The 16479-nt window shown below is 37.1% G+C and carries 13 protein-coding genes, 17 tRNA genes and 1 rRNA gene; 29 read left to right on the forward strand and 2 right to left on the reverse strand.

What is annotated here, in order from left to right:
• Positions 1–82: 82 nt before the first annotated feature.
• From rrf to FGK96_RS00225, 25 genes are all read left to right on the forward strand, one after another.
• A 5S ribosomal RNA gene (gene rrf, locus FGK96_RS00100) occupies positions 83–198 on the forward strand.
• Between the two features lie 14 nt (positions 199–212).
• Positions 213–285 (forward strand) — tRNA-Val (locus FGK96_RS00105).
• Between the two features lie 20 nt (positions 286–305).
• A tRNA-Asp gene (locus tag FGK96_RS00110) sits at positions 306–378 on the forward strand.
• Between the two features lie 88 nt (positions 379–466).
• A tRNA-Lys gene (locus tag FGK96_RS00115) sits at positions 467–539 on the forward strand.
• A 4-nt stretch (positions 540–543) separates the two neighbouring features.
• Positions 544–625 (forward strand) — tRNA-Leu (locus tag FGK96_RS00120).
• A gap of 9 nt (positions 626–634) precedes the next feature.
• Positions 635–707 (forward strand) — tRNA-Thr (locus FGK96_RS00125).
• A 12-nt stretch (positions 708–719) separates the two neighbouring features.
• Positions 720–791: transfer RNA gene (locus tag FGK96_RS00130), tRNA-Gly, on the forward strand.
• 8 nt (positions 792–799) lie between these two features.
• Positions 800–884 (forward strand) — tRNA-Leu (locus FGK96_RS00135).
• Positions 885–899: 15 nt separating this feature from the next.
• Positions 900–973 (forward strand) — tRNA-Arg (locus FGK96_RS00140).
• Positions 974–979: 6 nt separating this feature from the next.
• Positions 980–1053 (forward strand) — tRNA-Pro (locus tag FGK96_RS00145).
• A 6-nt stretch (positions 1054–1059) separates the two neighbouring features.
• Positions 1060–1133 (forward strand) — tRNA-Met (locus FGK96_RS00150).
• Between the two features lie 26 nt (positions 1134–1159).
• Positions 1160–1233 (forward strand) — tRNA-Ile (locus FGK96_RS00155).
• Positions 1234–1246: 13 nt separating this feature from the next.
• Positions 1247–1336 (forward strand) — tRNA-Ser (locus tag FGK96_RS00160).
• Positions 1337–1347: 11 nt separating this feature from the next.
• Positions 1348–1421, forward strand: a tRNA-Met gene (locus FGK96_RS00165).
• Between the two features lie 23 nt (positions 1422–1444).
• Positions 1445–1517: transfer RNA gene (locus FGK96_RS00170), tRNA-Phe, on the forward strand.
• Positions 1518–1529: 12 nt separating this feature from the next.
• A tRNA-Gly gene (locus FGK96_RS00175) sits at positions 1530–1600 on the forward strand.
• 39 nt (positions 1601–1639) lie between these two features.
• Positions 1640–1713 (forward strand) — tRNA-Ile (locus tag FGK96_RS00180).
• 10 nt (positions 1714–1723) lie between these two features.
• Positions 1724–1811, forward strand: a tRNA-Ser gene (locus FGK96_RS00185).
• A 61-nt stretch (positions 1812–1872) separates the two neighbouring features.
• Positions 1873–2691: a rod shape-determining protein MreC gene (gene mreC / locus FGK96_RS00190; RefSeq protein ID WP_138080360.1), complete on the forward strand. Its 819-nt coding sequence runs from the start codon at positions 1873–1875 to the stop codon at positions 2689–2691.
• Positions 2692–3292: 601 nt separating this feature from the next.
• Complete coding sequence (gene pcsB / locus FGK96_RS00200) at positions 3293–4534, forward strand: peptidoglycan hydrolase PcsB (protein ID WP_138080364.1); 1242 nt, start codon at positions 3293–3295, stop codon at positions 4532–4534.
• A 111-nt stretch (positions 4535–4645) separates the two neighbouring features.
• Positions 4646–5605: a ribose-phosphate diphosphokinase gene (locus FGK96_RS00205; RefSeq protein ID WP_138080366.1), complete on the forward strand. Its 960-nt coding sequence runs from the start codon at positions 4646–4648 to the stop codon at positions 5603–5605.
• Between the two features lie 118 nt (positions 5606–5723).
• On the forward strand, positions 5724–6902 hold the full coding sequence (locus tag FGK96_RS00210; protein WP_138080368.1) for a pyridoxal phosphate-dependent aminotransferase: 1179 nt from the start codon (positions 5724–5726) through the stop codon (positions 6900–6902).
• Positions 6892–7653 carry a DNA repair protein RecO gene (gene recO, locus FGK96_RS00215; RefSeq protein ID WP_138080370.1) on the forward strand — a complete coding sequence of 254 codons (762 nt, stop codon included), beginning with the start codon at positions 6892–6894 and terminating at the stop codon, positions 7651–7653. Before FGK96_RS00210 ends, recO begins: the two co-directional genes overlap by 11 nt.
• Positions 7654–7822: 169 nt before the next feature.
• Complete coding sequence (gene plsX / locus FGK96_RS00220) at positions 7823–8830, forward strand: phosphate acyltransferase PlsX (protein ID WP_138080372.1); 1008 nt, start codon at positions 7823–7825, stop codon at positions 8828–8830.
• Positions 8823–9068 (forward strand): phosphopantetheine-binding protein, encoded by a 246-nt coding sequence (locus FGK96_RS00225; RefSeq protein ID WP_138080374.1) that lies wholly within the window; start codon positions 8823–8825, stop codon positions 9066–9068. Before plsX ends, FGK96_RS00225 begins: the two co-directional genes overlap by 8 nt.
• Positions 9069–9644: 576 nt before the next feature.
• Here the strand turns inward: FGK96_RS00225 and FGK96_RS00230 are convergent.
• On the reverse strand, positions 9645–10733 hold the full coding sequence (locus FGK96_RS00230; RefSeq protein ID WP_138080376.1) for a CHAP domain-containing protein: 1089 nt from the start codon (positions 10731–10733) through the stop codon (positions 9645–9647).
• A 196-nt stretch (positions 10734–10929) separates the two neighbouring features.
• Complete coding sequence (locus FGK96_RS00235; RefSeq protein WP_232045778.1) at positions 10930–11361, reverse strand: hypothetical protein; 432 nt, start codon at positions 11359–11361, stop codon at positions 10930–10932.
• A 1455-nt stretch (positions 11362–12816) separates the two neighbouring features.
• Here FGK96_RS00235 and purB point away from each other — a divergent pair.
• From purB to ruvB, 4 genes are all read left to right on the forward strand, one after another.
• The gene (gene purB / locus FGK96_RS00240) at positions 12817–14109 is read left to right on the forward strand and encodes an adenylosuccinate lyase (RefSeq protein ID WP_138080378.1); all 1293 of its coding nucleotides are present in this window, start codon (positions 12817–12819) and stop codon (positions 14107–14109) included.
• Between the two features lie 102 nt (positions 14110–14211).
• Positions 14212–15117, forward strand: a complete 906-nt coding sequence (locus FGK96_RS00245; RefSeq protein ID WP_138080380.1) for a helix-turn-helix transcriptional regulator — start codon at positions 14212–14214, stop codon at positions 15115–15117.
• Between the two features lie 72 nt (positions 15118–15189).
• Positions 15190–15288: a quorum-sensing system DWW-type pheromone gene (locus FGK96_RS10520; protein ID WP_220125711.1), complete on the forward strand. Its 99-nt coding sequence runs from the start codon at positions 15190–15192 to the stop codon at positions 15286–15288.
• A 31-nt stretch (positions 15289–15319) separates the two neighbouring features.
• Positions 15320–16318 carry a Holliday junction branch migration DNA helicase RuvB gene (gene ruvB, locus FGK96_RS00250; RefSeq protein WP_138080382.1) on the forward strand — a complete coding sequence of 333 codons (999 nt, stop codon included), beginning with the start codon at positions 15320–15322 and terminating at the stop codon, positions 16316–16318.
• Positions 16319–16479 lie beyond the last annotated feature (161 nt).

Raw genomic sequence — 16479 nt, forward strand, 5'->3', positions numbered from 1 at the left:
GGGAATTGAGGCTGTGTGGTTGCACACAAGGAAGTTTAACTTTTTCAGTAAGATTTAAGTTCGAATACAGTTCAATCATAAGTTAAGTGACGATAGCCTAGGAGATACACCTGTACCCATGCCGAACACAGTAGTTAAGCCCTAGAACGCCTGAAGTAGTTGGGGGTTGCCCCCTGTTAGATACGGAAGTCGCTTAGCTTAGACCACTCGATGGGAGTTTAGCTCAGCTGGGAGAGCATCTGCCTTACAAGCAGAGGGTCAGCGGTTCGAACCCGTTAACTCCCATAGTATTAATAAAGATACGAGGTCCCGTAGTGTAGCGGTTATCACGTCGCCCTGTCACGGCGAAGATCGCGGGTTCGATTCCCGTCGGGACCGTTTTAAAAGTCAGGTTGACTTTTAAAAGTTGCGGATAGAATAAGCGAAGCTTATGTCATTCGTTAATTGATTAAAAAGATGAAGATGAGACTCGTTAGCTCAGTTGGTAGAGCAATTGACTTTTAATCAATGGGTCACTGGTTCGAGCCCAGTACGGGTCATCAAGCGGGTTTGGCGGAATTGGCAGACGCACCAGATTTAGGATCTGGCGCTTAACGGCGTGGGGGTTCAAGTCCCTTAACCCGCATAACCTTAGGCCGGCTTAGCTCAGTTGGTAGAGCATCTGATTTGTAATCAGAGGGTCGCGTGTTCAAATCATGTAGCCGGCATTTACAACAATTGCGAACGTAGTTCAGTGGTAGAACACCACCTTGCCAAGGTGGGGGTCGCGGGTTCGAATCCCGTCGTTCGCTTTTGAGTGGCCGGGGTGGCGGAACTGGCAGACGCACAGGACTTAAAATCCTGCGATGGTTTACATCGTACCGGTTCGATTCCGGTCCTCGGCATTAATTTAATAAAAAGCACCCTTAGCTCAACTGGATAGAGTACCTGACTACGAATCAGGCGGTTAGAGGTTCGACTCCTCTAGGGTGCATAAATTCGGGAAGTAGCTCAGCTTGGTAGAGTACTTGGTTTGGGACCAAGGTGTCGCAGGTTCGAATCCTGTCTTCCCGATGTGATGGCGGTGTAGCTCAGATGGCTAGAGCGTCCGGTTCATACCCGGAAGGTCGGGGGTTCGATCCCCTTCGCCGCTATTTTATATTTAAATATGGATGACTTTGGACCTTTAGCTCAACTGGTTAGAGCACTCGGCTCATAACCGAGCGGTCGTAGGTTCGAGTCCTACAAGGTCCATTTATATTTATTTGGAGGATTACCCAAGTCCGGCTGAAGGGAACGGTCTTGAAAACCGTCAGGCGTGTAAAAGCGTGCGTGGGTTCGAATCCCACATCCTCCTTTAGAGATTATCGCGGGATGGAGCAGCTAGGTAGCTCGTCGGGCTCATAACCCGAAGGTCGTAGGTTCAAATCCTGCTCCCGCAATAGACATTATTTGTATTTATCATGGCTCGGTAGCTCAGTTGGTAGAGCAATGGATTGAAGCTCCATGTGTCGGCGGTTCGATTCCGTCTCGCGCCATTTATTTAGACTGCGGGTGTAGTTTAGTGGTAAAACTACAGCCTTCCAAGCTGTTGTCGCGAGTTCGATTCTCGTCACCCGCTTTATAGTTTTTACCAAGCTATACATTTATACTGTAGCTTGGGCGCGTAGCTCAGGTGGTTAGAGCGCACGCCTGATAAGCGTGAGGTCGGTGGTTCGAGTCCACTCGTGCCCATTAATATAATGGAGAATTACTCAAGAGGCTGAAGAGGACGGTTTGCTAAATCGTTAGGTCGGGAAACTGGCGCAAGGGTTCGAATCCCTTATTCTCCGTATTGATAAACGAAAGTATCTAATTTAGATATTTCGTTTTTTTTATTCCAGGGAGAGATACATGTTTAATAAAAAATTTTCTAGATTGATTTTTATAATTACTTCTGTAATTGTTTTAGTATTTTTACTTTCATCCTTCTACAATTTATCGATTTCACCTCAGATTTCGCGGGCTACTACTGGTGTAATGAGTCAAATTGATACTATAATTGGAAAACCTTTCAAGGTCTTGGAAGATGCTATATCTGATGGCAAAGGATTTTTGAAGACTTTTGAAGAAAATAAAAAACTTAAAAATAAAATTTCTAAGTTAGAATTAATTTCTAGCGAAGTTGAGCAGCTGAGAAAGGAAAATAAGGAACTAAGAGATCAATACAACGTTCACTTACCTAAAACTAGTAGGGTACCTGTTCAAATCATTACCAGAACACCTGAAACTTGGTCACAAGCTATTGTTATAAAATTTGACAAAAGTAAAAAGGTTGAAACGGGTATGCTTGTAGTTTCAGGGTCAGCTTTAGTTGGGAGAGTTTCCACTGTTGATAAAGGTGTATCACATGTTGATTTATTAACATGTGGAAAACCATTGAATCTACCAATTAAAATTAAGGGTCAGAAATCGATCGTGTATGCTAATCTAATATCGTATTCTGCGTCAACGAAAACAATGTTAGCAAGTGAACTTAACTCAAACGATACACTTACGCTTGGCTCCTCAGTTTATACTAGCGGTTTAGATGGGGCATCAGTTTCGGATATTCTCATTGGAAAAGTAAAAAAAGTAGAGGATGCAGATGATAAATTACAACGTAAGGTTTATATTTCTTTATCTGGAAACTTTTCTGAGATGAATTATCTTTCAATTGTTGGGAAATTTTAAAATGAATAAAAGGCTATTTTTATGGTGCATATCAGCTATCCCTTTACTGTTATTGGATGCTCATATAACACACTTATTTAGTATGATTTTTGTTGAAAATGTGAAGGTAAATTCAGCTATTTTTCTGATTTTTTTATTTTTTATTTCTATTGCTCTTAATGGTCTGGATTATGTTATGTCTCTACTTGCTACGGCATGTGGCCTTGTTTACGATTACTACTATTTTGATCAATTTGGTATTATGATAATTGCTTTTCCTGTCTATACTTTGTTAACTTTTTCGGAAAAAAAGATATTTAAAAGCTCAGTAACTCTTTTTCAAAGTGTCTTGCTATTTTCAGTTAATTTGTGTATTTTTTATACACTTACCTTTATGCTCTTACAAAGACATCATTTAATGAATAATTATTGGAGTTTTTACATAACTTATCATTTTTTACCTTCATTGATTTTCAATGTGTCATTTTTTGTAATAATCTATAAACAATTGAACCGATTTTTTTATTGATTATTACACATAACTGTAATATGGGCGTAACATTAGTTCTTGTTTTTTTTGATACAATATATGATGTCTTATCGAAAAGGAGTAGTTTTTTTAATGAAAAAGAGAATTTTATCAGCCGTTCTTGTAAGTGGTGTGACCCTTGGAGCTGCTGCGACTGTTAATGCAGATAATTTTGATTCTAGAATTGCTGCACAAGACACAATTATATCAAAATTAACAGCAGAACAATCAGAAGCGCAAGAAAAAGTAACAACACTACAAAATCAAATTAGCTCATTACAAAGTGAGCAAGATAATTTAACACAAGAAAATGATGAACTACAAGCTAAGTCTATTAAGTTGGGAGAAGAAATTCAAGCTCTTTCTAGTAAAATTGTAGCTCGTAATGAGGCTTTGAAAAAACAAGCTCGTAGTGCACAAAAAGGTAATACAACTTCAAGCTATATTAATACGCTTTTGAATTCTAAATCAATTTCAGATGCAGTAAATCGTATTGCCGCAATTCGTGAAGTTGTTAGTGCAAATGCTAAAATGTTAAATCAACAAATAGCAGATAAAAAAGCTCTTGAAGAAAAACAAACTGAAAACCAACAAGCTATTAATACTGTGGCAGCAAATATGGGAACAATTGCTGCTAATAAGGTGTCATTAGAGACACAAAAAGCCAACTTAGAAGTAGCGAAACTTAATCTTTCTGAAAAGATGGCTACTGCTGAGTCTGAAAAAACTAGCCTTCAAAGTCAAAAAGCTGAAGCTGAACGTGTAGCTGCAGAGAAAGCAGCAGCAGAAGCAGCAGCTAAAGAAAAAGCAGCAGCAGAAGCAAGAGCTCAAGCAGAGTCAGTTGCTCAAGCACAAGCTGCAGTAGCTCCACAAGCTTCTACGAGTGCCGCGCCAGCTCCTGCAGGATTAACTTCATCAGTAGCAAGTGCTGCGCCAGTAGCCTCATCTTCACCAGTAGCAAGTGCTGCACCTGCTTCATTCACACCTAGACAGACTTATAGTGCAGCTAACACTTATCCAGTTGGTCAATGTACTTGGGGTGTTAAATCACTTGCACCATGGGTAGGTAACTATTGGGGTAACGGTGGACAATGGGCAGCAAGTGCCGCAGCAGCAGGTTACACTGTAAGTAGTACACCAGTTGTAGGTTCTGTCGCTGTATGGACTGGCGGAGGATACGGTCACGTTGCTTACGTTACTTCTGTTGAAAGTTCAACTAAGATTCAAGTAATGGAAAGTAATTACAATGGAATTCAATCTATTGCTAATCACCGTGGCTGGTTTAATCCAACTGCAACTTCACTTGGATCCGCTGTTTACATTTATCCAAACTAAAAAGAGTGACCAGCTTAGCTGGTCTTTTTAATACCCTCAAGTTTGGAAAAGAATTGAAAAAATAGTTAAAAAGGGTTAAAATGGTAGAGGATTAAAACTTTGGAGGAAAAAATGTCTTATTCTGATTTGAAATTGTTTGCCCTTTCGTCAAACAAGGTACTAGCGGAGAAAGTAGCAAATTCTATGGGGATTGAGCTTGGAAAGTCTACCGTTCGTCAGTTTTCGGATGGTGAAATACAAGTTAATATTGAAGAATCAATTCGTGGTCATCATGTTTTCATTTTACAATCTACGAGTTCACCTGTAAATGATAATTTAATGGAGATTATGATTATGGTTGATGCATTGAAACGAGCAAGTGCAGAGACTGTAAGTGTTGTTATGCCTTATTATGGCTATGCAAGACAAGATCGAAAAGCTCGTTCTCGTGAACCAATTACATCAAAATTAGTAGCAAATATGCTTGAAGTTGCTGGTGTGGATCGTTTATTGACTGTTGACCTCCATGCGGCACAGATTCAAGGATTTTTTGATATCCCTGTTGACCATCTGATGGGTGCACCGTTAATTGCTGATTATTTTAAACGTAAAGGCTTGGTTGGTGATGATGTTGTTGTCGTTAGCCCTGACCATGGTGGTGTGACTCGGGCGCGTAAATTAGCGCAATTCCTCCGCACTCCAATTGCAATTATAGACAAACGTCGTAGTGTTAATAAAATGAACACTAGTGAAGTTATGAACATTATTGGGAACGTTGACGGTAAAAAATGTATTCTTATCGATGATATGATTGATACTGCTGGTACAATTTGTCATGCCGCGGATGCTCTTGCTGAAGCTGGTGCAACAGAAGTGTATGCTTCATGTACTCACCCTGTTTTATCAGGCCCTGCCTTAGAGAATATTGAAAAATCTGCTATTAAAAAATTAGTTGTTTTAGATACCATTTATCTTCCAGAAGAACGTTTAATTGATAAAATTGAACAAATTTCCATTGCTAACCTAATTGGTGAGGCAATTATTAGAATTCATGAAAAACGTCCATTATCTCCACTGTTTGAAGTGGAGTAAATTTCCAAGTAGTCTTTGACTACTTTTTTTATTGACTACTTTTGTCTTTCTCGCTTTTAATGTTTATTTTGAGAATTTCAGGTATAATAGTAGTATTCACTTATTTAGGAGGACTTTTGTGGATTTAAGTCACAGGTTTAATAAACAACTTAACAAAATTGAAATTTCGTTGATTAGGCAATTTGATCAATCAATCTCTGACATTCCAGGTATGATTAGGTTAACACTTGGTGAACCAGATTTTACAACGCCGGATCACATTAAGGAAGTGGCTAAAAAAGCGATTGATGACAATCATTCCTATTACACGGGAATGAGTGGATTAGTAGGATTAAGGAAAGCTGCTTGCCATTTTGTAAAAGAAAAATATCATTTAGATTTTAATCCAGATAATGAAGCTATGGTGACGATTGGTGCAACAGAAGCCCTATCGGCTGCTCTCTTAGCTGTTTTAGAGCCAGGGGATAAAGTACTTCTGCCAGCTCCTGCTTATCCAGGGTATGAACCTATAGTGACCTTAGCAGGGGCGGAAATTGTAGAAATTGATACAACTCCTAACAATTTTGTTTTAACTGCGGATATTTTGGAAAAAGCTTTGCTTGCTGAAGGAGAAAGAGTGAAGGCTGTGCTCTTAAATTATCCGGCTAATCCCACGGGAGTCACTTATTCCCGTGCAGAAATCATTTCTTTTGCCGAGGTTCTCAAAAAATTTCCTGTCTTTGTTATTTCTGATGAGGTGTACTCAGAGTTAAATTATACAGATCAAGCTCACGTATCTATTGCTCAATTTCTACCGGAACAAGCTATATTAATTAATGGCTTATCTAAATCTTACACTATGACAGGATGGCGTATTGGTTTTATTTTTGCGAAAGAACCTTTAGCACGTCAATTGCTCAAGAGTCATCAATATCTCGTTACAGCAGCTACTACTATGGCGCAATTTGCTGGAATTGAAGCATTAACGAATGGAATGAACGATACTCTTCCCATGAAACATGACTATTTGCTTCGCAGAGATTATATTATTGAAGCAATGACAAAGCTTGGTTTTTCTATTATTAGACCTGATGGAGCTTTTTATATCTTTGCTAAGATTCCAAAAGGATTTGGTGAGGAGGATTCCTTTAAATTCTGTCAAGACTTTGCTCGAGAGCAAAAAGTTGCGGTCATTCCAGGAATTGCTTTTGGCCAATTTGGAGAAGGTTATATTCGCCTATCTTATGCTGCAAGTATGACCGTTATCATTGAAGCAATGGCTCGTTTGGCCATTTTTATGGAAAACTATGAAAACTAAAGAAAGTTACGCACTCGTTCTTTACAATAAAAATTATCGAGAAGATGATAAGCTCGTCAAGTTGTTCACAGAGACAGCTGGGAAGCGAATGTTTTTTATCAAGCACGCTAGTAAATCAAAACTAGCATCTGTTATCCAACCCTTAACAATTGCTGATTTCGTCTTAAAGATCAATGAAAAAGGTCTTTCTTATATAGATGATTACAATGATGTACAAACTTATCCTAGGATAAATCAGGATTTATATCGCTTAGCTTACGCTACTTATGTTATGTCTCTAGTGGATGCGGCAATACCAGATAATGAAGCCGATAGTCAGCTTTTTGCTTTTGCTAGAAAAACCTTAGATTTAATGGAAGAAGGTTTGGATTACGAAATTTTGACTAATATTTTTGAAATTCAAATTTTAGAACGTTTTGGTGTTAGGTTGAATTTCCATGAATGTGTTTTTTGCCATCGTGTAGGCTTACCCTTTGATTTTTCTCATAAATATTCAGGACCTTTGTGTCCTAATCATTTACAAGAAGACACTCATCGCAGTCATCTCGATCCCAATGTACTTTATTTATTAGATCAATTTCAAAATGTTCAATTTTCTGAATTAAAGAACATCTCTCTTAAAAAAGATATGAAAAAGAAGCTTCGTCATTTTATTGATGACCTTTATGAAGATTATGTAGGTATCCATCTCAAAAGTAAGAAATTTATTGATGATTTAGATAAATGGGGTCATATTATGGAGTCGGAATAAAAATTTCGTTGAGTTGAAAAATCAGCGGCTGGTAGCTTGGTTTAACCATGAACATGAATAAGATGAATATGTATGGGCGATTATTATTGTCTGCTGTGAAATGATTTAACTTTATGCTATAATAGGGTCATTATTTGACAGTTAAGGAAAGCAAAAGGAATTACATTATATGAAAAAAATTGCTATTGACGCTATGGGTGGGGACAACGCTCCCAAAGCTATTGTAGAAGGTGTTAATAAAGCCATTCAAGCTTTTTCTGATATTGAAATCCAGCTTTATGGGGATCAAGAAAAAATAGAAACCTATCTGACGCCCTCAGAGCGTGTTACTATTATTCATACTGATGAAAAAATTAACTCAGATGATGAGCCAGCTAAGGCTATACGTCGTAAAAAGAATGCCTCTATGGTTTTAGCAGCTAGAGCAGTAAAAGAGGGAAAGGCCAATGCGGTTCTCTCGGCAGGAAATACAGGTGCCCTTCTGGCAGCAGGTCTTTTTGTTGTCGGCCGCATTAAAGGTGTAGATCGTCCTGGTCTACTCTCAACTTTACCAACAAATGATAAAGTTGGGTTTGATATGCTTGATTTAGGAGCTAACGCTGAAAATACAGCAGCACATCTACACCAATATGCTATATTAGGATCTTTTTATGCAAAAAATATTCGTGGTATTGCTAATCCTCGGGTAGGTTTGCTCAACAATGGAACTGAAAATACGAAGGGCGATCCTCTCCGTAAAGAGACCTATGCCTTACTTGATGCCGATTCTAGCCTAAATTTTGTTGGTAATGTCGAAGCGCGTGACCTGATGAACGGCATTGCTGATGTTGTTGTGACTGATGGTTTCACGGGAAACGCTGTTTTGAAGTCTATTGAAGGCACTGCTCTTAGTATTATGAAGCAGTTAAAAACGTCTATTAAGAGTGGTGGCTTCAAAGCTAAAGTAGGAGCCCTTCTAATGAAGGACAGCTTGAAAGATATGAAGCATTCCCTAGATTATTCAGATGCTGGTGGAGCTGTACTTTTTGGGCTTAAAGCTCCAGTGGTTAAATCACATGGTTCAAGCGGTGAGACCTCTATTTTTTATACTATAAAACAAATTCGGTCAATGCTCGAAACAGACATTGTTGGACAGTTAATGGAAGAATTTTCTAAGGAGATTAGCAATAATGGCTAGAAAAATTATTTTAGAAAAATTACAAGAAATTATAATGGAACAGGATGCCCCTAAGAATGTCATTCTAAACGAGCAAACAAGTTTAAAAGATGATTTAGGAGTTGATTCAATTGAATTGACAGAGTTTATTATAAACGTGGAAGATTCTTTTAATCTAAGTATTCCAGATGAAGATGTTGAAAAATTAACACGTATAGGTGATCTTATTGACTATCTCTTGGAACGTTTAGAAAAATAAAGGTGTATTACGTTTAATTAACTGTTGGAAACGTAATTTTCAGTGAAACCTTCAAGGGTTTCTTTTCTTTTTTGGAAAGCTCATGGAGAATAATTTTTATACTGCTTATTGAGAAAAAATTGTAGTGAATAAAGGAAGCTGTTTTTCAGTTTAAATATTAAGAAATTTACTACTTTCTGTAGAAAATTTAAGGTTTTTGAAAGGAATCTTTAAGTTTTCCTTAAGTTGTTTGCTCTATACTTTACCTATCCTAGCAATAGGAACCCCTAATTTTCTTTTTCATAAACCTCCTATAATCCCCAAAAAGCTAGCCCAAAAAATGGCTAGCTTTTTACTATCTATTAATGTCAACCAATGAACGTTGTTAATAATTGCAAACTAAATCATAGATTTTAAGTGATTTATGTAACTTCAATGATTTAAAACACAAGAATAAGTAATAAAAGAGTCTTTAAAATGAAGTTTCCAAATTTTTGAATGAGATACTTAAATTAAAAGTTGGGTATTTAAATTTGTAAGGTGATGTTCTGAAAATAAAGACTGAATTTTACATTTGGGATCTCAGCTTTATTTTAGTCATTTCTTTTTGTGGACTTGGTCCATACTTATCCAAGTCTGTTTTTGTCCAATTTTAATTTTAATTCCTTTGGATTTTTGGTCGACCTGTAGAATCTTAAATTCTCCCGGAATGCTGAAGTAGTCTCCAGGATAGAGGACTTGGTCTCCAGCTTTTTGCCCAATCTTATCAGTTTCGATGAGGGGACCAGGGTCAAGCCAATTGAGTTGAGTAGCAGCTCCACCTGCAAGAACATTACTTGAAATCATCCATCCATGATTGTGACTGACTTGGAAAGGACCCTTGAAGTGAACCATTTGCTCAACTTTAAAATCATTAGATTCTTCTTGCTGTTCCAGTTTTTCTATAGCAACATAACGCCTATTACCAGATCCTCCAATATAGGAAAGCCAACGATAACCATCAGCATCCAAAATCTTATCATAATGAACAGTATTCCCCTTTTCGTAATAGACTAAATCAGAGCTGTTTAGGAAAGGTTGAGCCTTTACAGCTCTTCTTTGATTGAAAGTGTAACTTCCTTTTGGTGCTAGGTATGATTGTCGGTTAAGCTGACTAATAGAGATGTGTGAGCTATTGTTTATCAGATTTTTAAAGTGAATATAACCTGAGGCTTCATGACGCAGAATCTCTCTACGATGGTATTTCTCTGGTCCTTGACCAGCATTGTAATTGTATTCTTCTAAGGTCACCAAATCGCCCTTAACTTCAGCAACCCAAGCGACATGCCCATACTCTCGGTGCGAAAGATTAACACCTTTATCAAACCAAGCAACGGAACCAACTTGAGGATTTATATCAACTTGATAGCCATTTCGACGAGCAACATGACCCCAAGAATCAGCGTTACCATACCCTGGCGGGAGAGAGAAGCCATTGACAATATGAAGCCTATAGGCTACAAAAGAAGTACACTGTCTCAGGTACATTCCCCAAGTATCTGATCCCAGACCTGATTTCCAATTGATAGGGTAGTCATCTTCGATGACAGCAGCCATTGCAGGTTGACAACAAGGTGGAAATAGAGTAGCCAAACCTAAACTGACGAATAGGAGAAATGAGATCCCCTTCTTTGTAAAATTTTTCATGACAAACCTCCTTACCTTAGCTATTCGAAAATAAGAAGAAAACTCTGCTATTTTAGGCAGAGCTTTCTTCTTGAAAATTAAAATAATATTGCTTAATTCTAATTTGAGGAGGACTTGGGTTTAAGGTACATTTACAGTATAAACTAGATCGACGCCTGGAATATAAACAACAGCTAGAGTAGTTTTTTTATGACTTTCAACAGCAGTTTTGACGGCCCAGCCGATAGCTCCTTACTTTGGGACCAAGGTTAAACCGAATACCAACAGGACCTTTCATATAAACATTTGGTAATTCCTGGACTGCTTCGAAGTAAAGCTGAACATCTGTTTCTGAAATACCAAGCAAGGTTGCTAATTCTTTCGGATCCCCTTTTAGCCCAACAGCACCTCTTCTTTTCACATAGAAGTGGCCTTCTAGAATTTTGGCTTTTTCAAGCATTTTATTGTCAGGTTTAGGAAGCGTTAGGTTTCCACTGAGATCTGAAATAGGTATGATTTTTTTCGGTCTCATAGCATCTAACTCAATTTTAGAATCAGGTACCTGATCTGCTAATACACTGTGAAGTGATGTATTGAGCATGACTGAGGCAAGTAATGTAACTGCGGTGGTTTTAAGAATTTTAGACATTTTTTCCCTTTCTTTGTTTTTTTAAGGATTGGATGAAGTTAGCTAAAACTTTTTTCAATATTTTGACTCTCCTTTCTATACAATAACTTCACCATTTTTGATTTCCTTACTTTTCTATCCGTAAAAAGTAAAAACAACTATCTTGAAGACAGTTGTTTTTATAAATAGTATTATTTTCTTTTTTTACTTAATAAGATTGTTAAGGAGGCCAAGAAGGTTAGGGTTGCAAAAACAAGCCATTTCTCTAATTGGTAATAGCTTAGCGTCCAAAACAGAGAAGTGAAGAAGAGACAGAGATAAAATAATGTCTTTGGAGATTGTGAACTCATTAGGTGTTCATTCCTCTTTTCTACAGATACTTTAAAGTCATCATACCAAAAATTTGCACAAGCTGAAATAGCAAAAATGTCTGAATGACTTATCCTTCTTTTAATTATTCGTAATCAATGAGAAATGTAGAAAGTGGATGGTTATTCAAACATTTAGGAAGTTGACTAAGTACTTGAGTATTATTATGATACAGTTATAAAAAAGAAAACGTGGGGAGATATAGCTAGGATACCTTGCTCAGTGTTATGGTACAAGAAATTACAAGAATATGCTTGTTTCATAACTTTCATCATGTTTGGAATCGTTATCTATGGTTTGAATTATCAGGATGTTTATCAATTGAATTGACTTATTCAGTTTCTTTTTACTTTTTTATTCTTTTAATCTGACAAATTTTTTAAAAAAGGAAGTATAATGGTTTTTTAGTCGTGTTTATATGTGATTCTATTACAAACTTTTTTCTTAAGGCATCATTCCTGTTCATTCCTATCAATATGTCAGATGCAATTATTATCGCTTTTATCTTTCTGATAATTTTTTCGGTCTTAACCTTTTACCCCTATACAAAAAACTAGGATGACCAAGGAGAATAAAAATAAGAAAAAGGGTTGGGGCAACCATTGAATTAGTAATCCATAGCAGTTAGGGCATTAAACAATAATTAACATTATAATGAAATAATAAGTAGGAGATAGTTCATTTCTTCATAAAAAAGTTTGAGGTAGAGTCTTAGCTTAGATTTAAAATAAGCCTAGCACTTATCTCTATTTTTATGGTAAACTAGAGGTAAACATATTGACAAAATGGGGCGTGTGGCAACTTTTAGGGCTACTCTAGAAGAAACTAAGAAATTTTTGGAATTGATATACTTCCTTCGATAGTTGCTGGTAAGGAAGTTTTTTAATGGAAGTAAAAATTGAATGAAAGTCAGAAAAGAGCGCATTCACTTAATTGAGTACGGGTTTGTTTTTACTACAATCAGAGAAAATGAAAGGAGTGAGGGGGTTCCGGGTATTTGAACTCGGGTTAAAAGCTTCGGAAAAAAGATAAATCGCCCTGTGTGAAAGCACACTGTGTTAGTTGTCTATTTTCCTTTCGCTTTTGATGCCCTCTGTATCATAAATTATGTTAGAACGTTATTCACGTCCTGAGATGGCGACTATTTGGAGTGAAGAAAATAAATATAGAGCTTGGTTAGAGGTAGAGATTTTAGCAGATGAGGCTTGGGCTGAGCTTGGTGAGATTCCTAAAGAGGATGTTGCTAAGATTCGTGCTAATGCCGACTTTGATGTGAATCGGATTCTTGAGATTGAAAAAGAAACGCGTCATGATGTGGTGGCTTTCACTCGTGCGGTTTCAGAAACGCTTGGTGATGAGCGTAAGTGGGTTCACTATGGTTTGACGTCAACAGACGTTGTTGATACGGCTTATGGTTACCTCTACAAACAAGCTAATGATATTATTCGTCGCGACCTTGAGAACTTTACACAAATTGTGGCTGATAAGGCGCGTGAGCACAAGATGACCATTATGATGGGGCGGACTCACGGCGTTCATGCGGAACCGACGACTTTTGGTCTTAAGCTAGCATCTTGGTACAGCGAAATGAAACGCAATCAAGAACGTTTCGAGCGTGCTGCTGCTGGGGTTGAGGCTGGCAAAATCTCTGGCGCGGTAGGCAATTTCGCCAATATCCCTCCATTTGTGGAAGAATATGTTTGCGGTAAACTTGGCATCCGCCCCCAAGAAATTTCTACACAGGTCCTACCTCGTGATTTACATGCCGAATATTTTGCGGTTCTAGCAAGCATCGCAACATCTATTGAACGTATGGCAACTGAAATCCGTGGTTTGCAAAAATCTGAACAACGTGAAGTGGAAGAGTTCTTTGCTAAAGGGCAAAAGGGGAGTTCTGCTATGCCACATAAACGTAACCCAATTGGTTCTGAAAATATGACTGGTTTAGCCCGTGTTATCCGTGGTCATATGGTAACAGCTTATGAAAATGTTGTTTTATGGCATGAGCGCGATATTTCACACTCATCTGCAGAACGGATTATTACACCTGACACGACAATTTTAATCAACTACATGCTTAATCGCTTCGGCAATATTGTTAAAAATTTAACAGTTTTTCCTGAAAATATGGTCCGTAACATGGATTCCACCTTTGGTCTTATCTTTAGTCAAAGAGTGATGCTGAAATTGATTGAAAAAGGCATGACTCGTGAAGGGGCTTATGATTTAGTACAGCCCAAAACAGCCTATTCGTGGGACAACCAAGTGGACTTTAAATCTCTCTTAGAAGCAGATGAGGAGATAACTTCTCGTTTAACACAAGAAGAAATTGATGAACTTTTCAGCCCTATTTACTATACTAAACGAGTTGATGATATCTTCAATAGACTGGGATTATAAAAATAAGGTTTGAACCTTATTTTTTTATTTCTTTTTAAGATTAACAAAAAATGTCAAAAGTGTTATAATTGATTAAAAGAGCGTTAAGGAGCAAGAAAAAGGATGAAAAAGCTTGGGAAAAAGATTCAAAAATTGAGGTTGGATAAGAGTCTGACTCGTGAAACCATTTGTGGAGATGAGTCAGAATTATCGATTCGACAACTGGCTCGTATCGAAAAAGGTCAATCTATTCCTAGTTTAGCTAAAGTCTTATTTATTGCAAAAAAATTAGATTTACCCGTCGTTGAACTTATTAATCCAGATTGTTTGGTTTTGCCAAAACGTTATAAGGAGCTTAAATATCTGATTCTTAGGCGACCAACCTACACGAATGGTCAAAATTTGGTGGATCGCGAAGCTCAATTTGATGAAATATTTGAAGATTATTACGCGACATTGCCTGAAGAAGAGCAGCTAATTATTGATTTATTACAGTCTCGGTTTGATGTCTATCAAAGTGGTGACACTAATTATGGTAAAGAGTTACTCCGTGAGTATATTAGCCAAATTCGTAAGAAAAAGAGCTATGCTTTAAATGATATTTTTTTAATAGATCTTTACTTGACTTGTGGCATGGTTTCAAACTTCAAAGAAGAATTGTTCGATAAGGGAAATTTTGATTGTTTTACCAATAAATTAGTTCTTTTGGAAGATAAGTTAGAATTAAAAGATCTCTTTTTACTCAATAACGTTCTTCTCACCTCCATCGCTGTAGGAATTAGTATTAAAGAATATCAGAAAACAAGGATACTTCTGAATGTCTGTCGTCGGATTATGACTATTACCCAAGACTTTCAGCGCATGCCTATTTATTACATGTACGAATGGAAATACACTTTATTTTATATGAAAGACTCTCAAAAAGCTTATTATTATTACCGTCAATCCCTAATCTTTGCACGCACGCTAACAGATAATTATCTTGTTAATCGTTTAAAAACAAGTTGGGAATTAGATAATCAATCGTAACATGACATGGATGTCATGTTTTTTTCTGCTTAATCGAAGTATAATAGCAAAAAACTAAGAAGGAGGAATTTTATGTTTAAAAAGTACAAATATACATTATTGTTAGTAGGTCTCTTTTTGGCTAGTGCAGCATTAACTATGACGGATAAAGATTGGTGGCATATCGGATGAATGGTGCAAGTCTTTGTGCTATAATACTAGTATGACTAGAATTTTGGATAATGATACGATGGGTGATGAGGAGCTTGTTGAACGCACTTTGCGCCCACAATTTTTAAGAGAATATATTGGACAAGATAAAGTAAAAAATCAACTTAATATTTTTATTGAAGCTGCGAAGATGCGCGATGAGTCTTTAGATCATGTTTTGCTCTTTGGTCCTCCAGGTTTAGGAAAAACGACTATGGCATTTGTTATTGCTAATGAGCTAGGGGTTAATCTTAAGCAAACGTCGGGACCAGCTATTGAAAAATCTGGTGATTTGGTAGCTATTTTGAATGATTTAGAGCCGGGGGATGTTTTGTTTATTGATGAGATACATCGAATTCCGATGGCTGTTGAAGAAGTACTTTATAGTGCCATGGAAGATTTTTATATTGATATTATGATTGGCGCCGGAGATACCAGTCGAAGTGTCCATCTAGAATTACCGCCGTTTACTTTGATTGGGGCAACGACACGTGCAGGAATGTTGTCAAATCCATTAAGAGCACGTTTTGGTATTACTGGCCATATGGAATATTATCAAGTTGATGATTTGACTGAAATTATAGAACGGACCTCAGATATTTTTGATATGGAAATTGTTCAAGAAGCAGCGCATGAGCTTGCTCGACGTAGTCGAGGGACACCCCGTATTGCTAATAGACTTTTGAAACGTGTTAGAGATTATGCACAAATTATGGGAAATGGGATTATTACCAAAGATATTACTGATAAAGCTTTAGAAATGTTGGATGTTGATCACGAAGGTTTAGATTATGTTGATCAAAAAATTCTACGTACCATGATTGAGATGTATAATGGTGGACCAGTTGGATTGGGGACTTTGTCTGTTAATATTGCTGAAGAACGGGATACAGTAGAGGATATGTACGAGCCCTATCTCATTCAAAAAGGTTTCATTGTGCGGACACGTACGGGGCGAGTAGCAACACAAAAAGCCTATCAACACCTACATTATCCTTACAACGAAAAATAGGAGATTCCTTAACCGTGGGTTAAGGTTTTTTTTGTGCTATAGTGAGCGTCAAATTAAACTTACTTTTAGAATAAGAAAACTTAAAGGTTGGAGTGATAGGTTATAATTTAGCGAGTTTTACAGTATTAAATCATCAGTAATCTTATAAAAGTTTTAAAAAG

The organism is Streptococcus porcinus (genome assembly GCF_901542335.1).
In the GTDB taxonomy this organism is placed as follows: Bacteria; Bacillota; Bacilli; order Lactobacillales; family Streptococcaceae; genus Streptococcus; species Streptococcus porcinus_A.

What these genes read in the sequence shown, in the direction of transcription:
- mreC (WP_138080360.1), top strand. Translation starts at nt 1,873, where the DNA reads ATGTTTAATAAAAAATTTTCTAGATTGATTTTTATAATTACTTCTGTA.
- pcsB (WP_138080364.1), top strand. Translation starts at nt 3,293, where the DNA reads ATGAAAAAGAGAATTTTATCAGCCGTTCTTGTAAGTGGTGTGACCCTT.
- FGK96_RS00205 (WP_138080366.1), top strand. Translation starts at nt 4,646, where the DNA reads ATGTCTTATTCTGATTTGAAATTGTTTGCCCTTTCGTCAAACAAGGTA.
- recO (WP_138080370.1), top strand. Translation starts at nt 6,892, where the DNA reads ATGAAAACTAAAGAAAGTTACGCACTCGTTCTTTACAATAAAAATTAT.
- plsX (WP_138080372.1), top strand. Translation starts at nt 7,823, where the DNA reads ATGAAAAAAATTGCTATTGACGCTATGGGTGGGGACAACGCTCCCAAA.
- FGK96_RS00225 (WP_138080374.1), top strand. Translation starts at nt 8,823, where the DNA reads ATGGCTAGAAAAATTATTTTAGAAAAATTACAAGAAATTATAATGGAA.
- FGK96_RS00230 (WP_138080376.1), bottom strand. Translation starts at nt 10,733, where the DNA reads ATGAAAAATTTTACAAAGAAGGGGATCTCATTTCTCCTATTCGTCAGT.
- FGK96_RS00235 (WP_232045778.1), bottom strand. Translation starts at nt 11,361, where the DNA reads ATGTCTAAAATTCTTAAAACCACCGCAGTTACATTACTTGCCTCAGTC.
- purB (WP_138080378.1), top strand. Translation starts at nt 12,817, where the DNA reads ATGTTAGAACGTTATTCACGTCCTGAGATGGCGACTATTTGGAGTGAA.
- FGK96_RS00245 (WP_138080380.1), top strand. Translation starts at nt 14,212, where the DNA reads ATGAAAAAGCTTGGGAAAAAGATTCAAAAATTGAGGTTGGATAAGAGT.
- FGK96_RS10520 (WP_220125711.1), top strand. Translation starts at nt 15,190, where the DNA reads ATGTTTAAAAAGTACAAATATACATTATTGTTAGTAGGTCTCTTTTTG.
- ruvB (WP_138080382.1), top strand. Translation starts at nt 15,320, where the DNA reads ATGACTAGAATTTTGGATAATGATACGATGGGTGATGAGGAGCTTGTT.